The sequence below is a fragment of the Paenibacillus sp. A3M_27_13 genome, assembly GCF_024213315.1.
GTDB classification, from domain to species: domain Bacteria; phylum Bacillota; class Bacilli; order Paenibacillales; family Paenibacillaceae; genus Paenibacillus; species Paenibacillus polymyxa_B.
In genome coordinates, this window is the sequence record NZ_JANAVE010000007.1 from 249,202 (window position 1) to 255,909 (window position 6,708).

Genomic DNA, 6,708 nt, shown 5'->3' on the forward strand with positions numbered 1-6,708 from the left:
GAGATATGCAATGACAAGACTGAAAACTAACGCCAAAAAAATCTCAAAGCAAACATTTCTTTTGCCGTTTATCAGTTTCAATTTTCTACCCAACTCCCCAAACGGTTTTTATATATCGCGGCTCTCTTGGAAGATCATCTATTTTCTCGTGTAAATTCAGAATTTGAACTACTACCGTATTATCTAAATCTCCTAAAGGTTGATTCCACACATCACGCTTTGCTCCTTTTCCGACTTTTAAGAATCATGAATATGACAATTCCTATGATTAAGGCAAGTCCCACATATATACCGTAGTGATAAATCATTGTCCCGATTGTTTCCACATGACCACCTGCAAATTGGCCAACTACAAAAAAGACAGACGTCCAAACAAGCCCGGCTGTATAGGAATAAAGAATATAACGGCGAAATGACATTTTATTAATTCCGACTAAATAGGGAACAATATGCCTCACCACCGGAAAAAAGTAGCTAAAACTCAATGCAATATTTCCATATTTATTTAGAAGGTGTTCTGATGTTTGTATATGCTTCCCCAAATTTTTTTTATGGCGAAGTTTATCCAGCACCGGCGAACCGAAAAACCTGCCTAGAATATAACCAAGAGATAGCCCGGAGATAACTCCTAAATAAGTGATAATAAATGCTGGGAAATAGTGGAGTAATCCTACTTTGCTAACGGCTCCGCCGGTCATAACGACAACCTCGTCCGGTATTGGCATTCCAACAATTCCGAGCCATAATGCAAAGAATAAAGCAGCATAACCAAACTGCGCAATCCAATGAATTAGTGTGTCATAACTCACTTAAATCCCCTCTTTCTTACGGCATGTATAAACAAAAGCAGGAGGAAAATTGAGGGGCACAAAATCGATTTTATCAATAATGAATTTCTCAGATAAATGTTTCTTCATTTGAAGGGAGTATTGAAAAGCGATAAATTTGCCCTCTGGTTTTAAGGATTCGGTAATTTGATGGAGTAAAGTTTCTCTTAATTCGCTCTTAAAATTAAAAAAGGGTAATCCGCTAATAATACAGTCCAACGAATCAATACCTTTTTGATTCATTATTTTTGTTAAATGACAAGCGTTTGAATGACATGAGAAGTTTGGGTAGGTTGTTTGCAAAACCCTCCTCATCTTATCGTCCATTTCAAACAATAACACCTTAGCAGATCGATTTACTCGCAGTTCGATAAAGCGTGTGATAGCTCCTGTGCCAGAACCGAATTCTGCAATTGTGCTCACATCATCCCATGACACAGATTGAACCATTTTACTCGCCAGAAACCGTGAACTGGGCAAAACACTTCCAACTCGCTTTGGATTTTTAATAAATCGTTGCAAGAACATTGCATACTGATTTGAAGTCAAATGACTCTCCCCCTTTCTTCTATTTTTTTCATTTGTTCACCAGCTTATGCAGTAAAGTTGGATAATTTCGACTTGAACCACTTGGTTGTGATAAAGGTGCCAACGGCTATCATTAGAGCAACCACGGCCAATTTAGGATCGATCAAATCTAGCAAAGCCAATATATAATGTCCAAGGAACTTGCCAAAGGTAAAGAACGTAGCGGTCCAAACAAACGCGCTGGAATACGAAATCAAAGCAAACTTCTTGTATGAGGTACCGTTTAGACCAACGAATACAGGCAAAATATACCGAATGACTGGTATGAAATGTCCAAGACACATTGCGATATCTCCGTGCTGTTCAAAAAATTTCTCTGCTTTCTGAAAGTGACGGTTGTTTTGAAACTTTAGTTTAAATTTTTCTCCAAAGATTCTGCCCGCAAAATAAGCAATTGTAATTGCTGTAAATAAGCCAGCGAGAATAACAATATATACAATCCACGGGTTTAAAGCTCCGTTGTTACTCAAAATTCCACCTGTTAGTATGGTTATTTCATTTGGAACCGGGACGCCGAATGGGCCTAGGCAGAAGGCTAAGAAAAAAAAGAGATATCCATAATGATCGACTAGCTGTAAGACGATATCACTAATCATGTTCTAACCTCCTCGTTAATGTCGATGAAAGTATATTATTATAAAAATCTTAGGAGCTTATAGGGATATTTCTAAAGAAATTCTGAAGTAATACAAAAACGCCTTTAATTCTCCCCTCCAAGCCATGGCTTGACATCTTAAACTGTTTTACGCCCAATGTAGGAAAGGTCTGATCAGCTTTTAACCAAGCTAATCAGACCTCAACTTTATCCTAACACTTTGGTAATTCTACTTCTTTAGCACTGATGGAAATTTAAAAAGAGAGAGTTCACTCTCCTATTCCCACTCGTACTAGTGAAAACATAGCTTCACATACAAGTAGAAGAAAATACACGATCTCATAAACATCCCCCTCCCAACATTATGAAGGGATACAAATTAGAGTCGCACTAGGTCTTTCTATAGCCATAAATATCATTGAGTTGCGTGGCGGAACAGTTTGCCCTTATAAAAAAGCCTTACCGACTTGGTTGGTAAGGCTTTTTGGGTTGGATGATATAGATTTTAAACCTTCTATAGATGAATCTTTAGATTTTCTTTAGAAATATACTCATTAATTCCTTAGTTTTTTTCATTATGATTTCTGTATCGAAACAATAAAGAGGTGCAGAAATAGAGAGATTGGGCCATGTGCATCGGTATGTTCTTCCCAATCGTACGATATTTTCTCCCTATGTCTTCACTTCAATTTTCTCATTTTTAATCGTTTCGGTATCCATCCGTTTCGATAAAAGAAATAAATTTGTTAATTTTTGTGCCATATTCAGCATTGTTCCTGACAATAAAAACAGTAATGGAGGAAAATCAGTTGAAACTTAATGAATACCTTTTATTTTTGCAAAGCTTTATTCACAGCCCAAAAAATGTAGGCAGTGTTATACCAAGCTCTCGGTTTCTAGCGACCAAAATGGTTAAACAAGCCCCCTGGAACGAGATTAAGGCAGTCGCAGAACTCGGATCGGGTACAGGTGCCATCACCCGCTTTATCAACGCCCAGGTGAGTGAACCCACGAAAGTGTTATTGTTTGAGATGAATGAGACTATGAGGAATAATTTACAGACAGAATACCCAGACTTCTCCTGTCATCCGAACGCTGCTCAGTTACTAGAAGCAATGAAGAAAGAGAACATTCATCAGCTGGATTGTATTTTTAGCGGACTACCTTTTTTTAATTTTGAGCGTGAATTGAGAGATACCTTGGTTGAACAGATCTATAAAGCACTCAAACCTGGAGGCTTGTTTATCGCCTTTCAATATTCGCTTCAAATGAAAAAGCAGCTTTCCGAAAAATTTATCATTGAAAAAATTGATTTAGCACCTTTCAATATCCCTCCCGCTTTCGTTTACGTCTGTCGCAAAAAGGAAACAATTTAAATGATGATGACACTTTCATTCACTCCATTAAATGTTTCGCTTATGCCTATGTAGAAAAAGTGAAGACTTTACCTTATTATCAAGATATCTATACTAGTTGCGTAATTTCAGGTACCTTAAATACCTTAATTCTACCCAGTCAAAAAAGAAGGAGCAGTCAGTAATGAATACCATTCTTGTCGTGGATGATGATTCCGAGATTCGGGATGTCATTCATGTATATCTACGTAATGAAGGATACCATGTGATTGAAGCAGCCGATGGTGAAGAAGCCCTGGATGCCATAAAGACAACACCGATTCAACTGGTTATCTTGGATGTCATGATGCCACGAATGGATGGAATCAGAGCATGCCTTAAAATAAGGGAAATATCGAATACTCCGATTATCATGCTGTCAGCCAAGGAAGAAGATATTGATAAAATTAACGGACTGACTACCGGGGCCGATGACTACATGATCAAACCGTTCAATCCATTAGAATTGCTTGCTCGCGTAAAAGCGCAGCTACGTCGTCAAACATTAATAGGAAAAGAAGAATTTAATTCCCTTATTCTTATTAAAGACCTGATCATCGATAAGAGTAAACATTCCGTAAAGTTAAAGGGCAACGAAATTTCGTTGACTCCTCTGGAGTTTGCTATTCTGGTCTTGCTTGCCAGCCATCCTGGACAGGTTTTTAGTTCGGAGCACATTTACGAAAATGTATGGAAGGCACCATATGGATTTTCTGATAATACCGTAATGGTTCATATTCGTAATTTACGAGAAAAATTAGAGCAGTTCCCAAGAGATCCTCAGTATATTAAAACGGTGTGGGGAGTTGGCTATAAAATTGAATGAACATGTACAAAAGTCAAAACGAAAAAAACGAATTCAAGTCAACATTTTAATCAGAATGGTGCTAAGTTTTATTATCGCCATTGCTATAAATGATATTCTCATTTTACTTTTCTTGAAAATTAGCAGTACTATGGAATGGCATTGGTTTCGCAATTTTTTTCCTTATCTTCTTACCCCCTTGTTTATGGTAACGTTTATTTTTACTTTTTTAGTTTTGACACGGCGAATCGTTAGAGACTTAATTACATTGGAGCAAGGGCTTCAGATTATTTCCGAAGGTAATTTAAAATATCGGGTACCTGTTGTTCGGCAAGATGAACTTGGACGGGTTGCGCTCAACATCAATCGAATGACAGAACGTTTAGAGCAACAGATTGTAAAAGAACGTGAAATAGAGAAATCCAAGATGGATTTGATCACAGGTATTTCACATGACTTGCGCACGCCTCTGACAAGCATTATCGGCTATATCGAGCTTTTAAGAACAGACTCATATCAGGATAAAGATGAATATACGCGCTTTGTTCAAAACACCTATAACAAAGCGATTCATTTGAAGAAGTTGCTCGATGACTTGTTCGAATATACTCGGCTCACTTCAGTCGATACCCACTTAAATCTGAGAAGGATCAATTTATTTCAACTCTTGGATCAATTGCTGTTCGAGTTCGAACCCATTGCTCAAGAAAACGGTGTATATATCGTAAAAGATATCGGTGACTCCCCAGTGGTTACCTCCATTGATAGCGATAAAATTGCTAGAGCAATCGATAATCTTCTCATGAACGCCTTAAAGTATTCCTTGAAGCCGGGAGGCATTTGCATTCGACTGAAAACGAGTCATGAGCAAATTACGATTGAGGTCGAAAATAAAGGAGCTCCCCTCACGCAAGATCAAGAGGAGAAGCTATTTGATCGTTTTTATAAGGTTGACCATTCAAGAAGTAGCGAAGGTATCCAAACTGGAGCAGGACTGGGTCTTTCCATCGCTAGGAATATTGTTGAGTTACATCAAGGCACCCTAACGCTCAATCATAGTCATAACGTATTTACATTCCAATTGAATTTACCTTTTGTAAACAACTCAAGTAGCTAACCGCAGTCCTTAAAGAATATTTATACAGTGGCGGATTATTATAATTTTACATCTTAATAAATCCATTTACAGCGACTCAGGATATTCCTATTTCATAACCATTTCCTCAATATACTGAATGTCGCATATAACGTGCTTAAATGATCAATTTTCTTTTTCAAAGAATTATCTCTAATAATCTGTCCATCTTTAGTCCATTGTCCATATATTTGAACTAACCGCCCTGTAGTTCGTGAGAGTTCAAGAAGAAGTGCTGTCTTCAGATGCTCTTTTTGAACTAAAGTTAGGTTATTATCCATTTTTATTTTATTAAATTCTTCTATCAAATCTCTTACTAGTTCATTATTCACTTCTTTCAATGAAGCCATTGTCTTCTCCAAGAGCTTCACGTTTCCTTATTATCTCTTGATACCCTGGAACTAAACATACTTCGGTTTGGACATCTTTGTACTCTAATTCAGCAGATTTATAGATTGATTTTCCGCAAATAGTTAAAAAGTAGCTCAATTTATCTAAGTTTGGTTTCGCTAAATTCTTTTTCCCATTAAGTTGACCCTTGTGAACATAGTCCTTAAGCGAATCAATTATATCCACCATTAAACCGATAAACTCTTCCTTCTGATCTTCCTTAAAATTTTTTAACTCTCTCAATTAAATTGTCATAATAAACTGACAATAGGCTCTCGTTCGAGATATTTGAGACAAGTGTATTTATAAGTAACGAAAGATGTGATACGCAACAATTAGCAATAATAAGAATTTATAACAGTTTGAACTCTTCTGTCATCTAGTGAATTCAAACTATCTATTATTGGTTTAATATTAGTAGGTAATGGAACAAAGTAATCACCCCCTTCATCATATTCTTCGTAATCGAGTTCAGTTCCGTTAACGTCTTCTTTTCTAATTGTTGATTCTTCCTCTTCGTCTGTAATCGTTCTAAGTTTATAAATTCCATTATCGTGCTTTATTACTTTTATTTGTTGTTCTAAGGCTTCCAAGGTATCTAGTGTCACGGGAGCCGCACAGTCTTCGTGCCATCATACGATATTAAAAAACCTAATGAGGTGAGCCTATTGTTCGTTCAATTAACCGTGAGTGAGATAATGATCTGAAAACAAAAAAACTGGCACAAAAAATATCTCGATGGATAAGCCTTGAAAAAACAGCATCATTTTATGATAAATCTAAATGGGATTTATGCAGGAAATGCAGGATATAAAGAGAATCTTAAAAATCTCAATTCAGCTTATTCGACCCCTTTTACAAAAAAAACTACCAAGCAGATTTGGATGGTAGTCTGTTGTGTTTTGTCGATTTTCCAATAAATCGAAATAGTTACTCAGCGGCACTTGACGTCAGATTCCTGTGGTGGATTTTTC

Annotated in this window: 9 protein-coding genes and 1 pseudogene; 3 read left to right on the forward strand and 7 right to left on the reverse strand. The window is 36.8% G+C overall.

The features are described 5' to 3' along the window. Nucleotides 1-85: 85 nt before the first annotated feature. The 4 genes and pseudogenes from NLX82_RS21585 to NLX82_RS21600 form a co-directional block, all read right to left on the reverse strand. Nucleotides 86-211, reverse strand: a pseudogene (locus NLX82_RS21585) (winged helix-turn-helix domain-containing protein); the annotation flags it as partial. A 1-nt stretch (nt 212) separates the two neighbouring features. Further along, nucleotides 213-809, reverse strand: a complete 597-nt coding sequence (locus NLX82_RS21590; RefSeq protein WP_068938306.1) for a DedA family protein — start codon at nt 807-809, stop codon at nt 213-215. After that, nucleotides 810-1,376, reverse strand: a complete 567-nt coding sequence (locus tag NLX82_RS21595; RefSeq protein ID WP_254349039.1) for a class I SAM-dependent methyltransferase — start codon at nt 1,374-1,376, stop codon at nt 810-812. It abuts the gene before it with no gap. 44 nt (nt 1,377-1,420) lie between these two features. Next, the gene (locus tag NLX82_RS21600; RefSeq protein ID WP_023990456.1) at nt 1,421-2,011 is read right to left on the reverse strand and encodes a DedA family protein; all 591 of its coding nucleotides are present in this window, start codon (nt 2,009-2,011) and stop codon (nt 1,421-1,423) included. Nucleotides 2,012-2,819: 808 nt separating this feature from the next. On the opposite strand from NLX82_RS21600, the gene NLX82_RS21605 reads away from it, so the two are divergent. The 3 genes from NLX82_RS21605 to NLX82_RS21615 all read left to right on the forward strand — a co-directional run bounded on the left by NLX82_RS21605 (nt 2,820) and on the right by NLX82_RS21615 (nt 5,326). Beyond that, nucleotides 2,820-3,386: a class I SAM-dependent methyltransferase gene (locus NLX82_RS21605; RefSeq protein ID WP_081391272.1), complete on the forward strand. Its 567-nt coding sequence runs from the start codon at nt 2,820-2,822 to the stop codon at nt 3,384-3,386. A 163-nt stretch (nt 3,387-3,549) separates the two neighbouring features. Further along, nucleotides 3,550-4,230, forward strand: a complete 681-nt coding sequence (locus NLX82_RS21610; protein WP_023990458.1) for a response regulator transcription factor — start codon at nt 3,550-3,552, stop codon at nt 4,228-4,230. Continuing rightward, nucleotides 4,223-5,326: a sensor histidine kinase gene (locus NLX82_RS21615; RefSeq protein ID WP_023990459.1), complete on the forward strand. Its 1,104-nt coding sequence runs from the start codon at nt 4,223-4,225 to the stop codon at nt 5,324-5,326. Before NLX82_RS21610 ends, NLX82_RS21615 begins: the two co-directional genes overlap by 8 nt. Nucleotides 5,327-5,418: 92 nt before the next feature. Here NLX82_RS21615 and NLX82_RS21620 read toward each other — a convergent pair whose 3' ends face one another. The 3 genes from NLX82_RS21620 to NLX82_RS21630 form a co-directional block, all read right to left on the reverse strand. Beyond that, the gene (locus tag NLX82_RS21620) at nt 5,419-5,694 is read right to left on the reverse strand and encodes a hypothetical protein (RefSeq protein WP_023990460.1); all 276 of its coding nucleotides are present in this window, start codon (nt 5,692-5,694) and stop codon (nt 5,419-5,421) included. Continuing rightward, nucleotides 5,669-5,977, reverse strand: a complete 309-nt coding sequence (locus NLX82_RS21625; protein WP_023990461.1) for a hypothetical protein — start codon at nt 5,975-5,977, stop codon at nt 5,669-5,671. Before NLX82_RS21625 ends, NLX82_RS21620 begins: the two co-directional genes overlap by 26 nt. A gap of 92 nt (nt 5,978-6,069) precedes the next feature. Further along, complete coding sequence (locus NLX82_RS21630) at nt 6,070-6,342, reverse strand: hypothetical protein (RefSeq protein ID WP_023990462.1); 273 nt, start codon at nt 6,340-6,342, stop codon at nt 6,070-6,072. Nucleotides 6,343-6,708: the final 366 nt, after the last annotated feature.

What these genes read in the sequence shown, in the direction of transcription:
- NLX82_RS21600 (WP_023990456.1), bottom strand. Translation starts at nt 2,011, where the DNA reads ATGATTAGTGATATCGTCTTACAGCTAGTCGATCATTATGGATATCTC.
- NLX82_RS21610 (WP_023990458.1), top strand. Translation starts at nt 3,550, where the DNA reads ATGAATACCATTCTTGTCGTGGATGATGATTCCGAGATTCGGGATGTC.
- NLX82_RS21620 (WP_023990460.1), bottom strand. Translation starts at nt 5,694, where the DNA reads ATGGCTTCATTGAAAGAAGTGAATAATGAACTAGTAAGAGATTTGATA.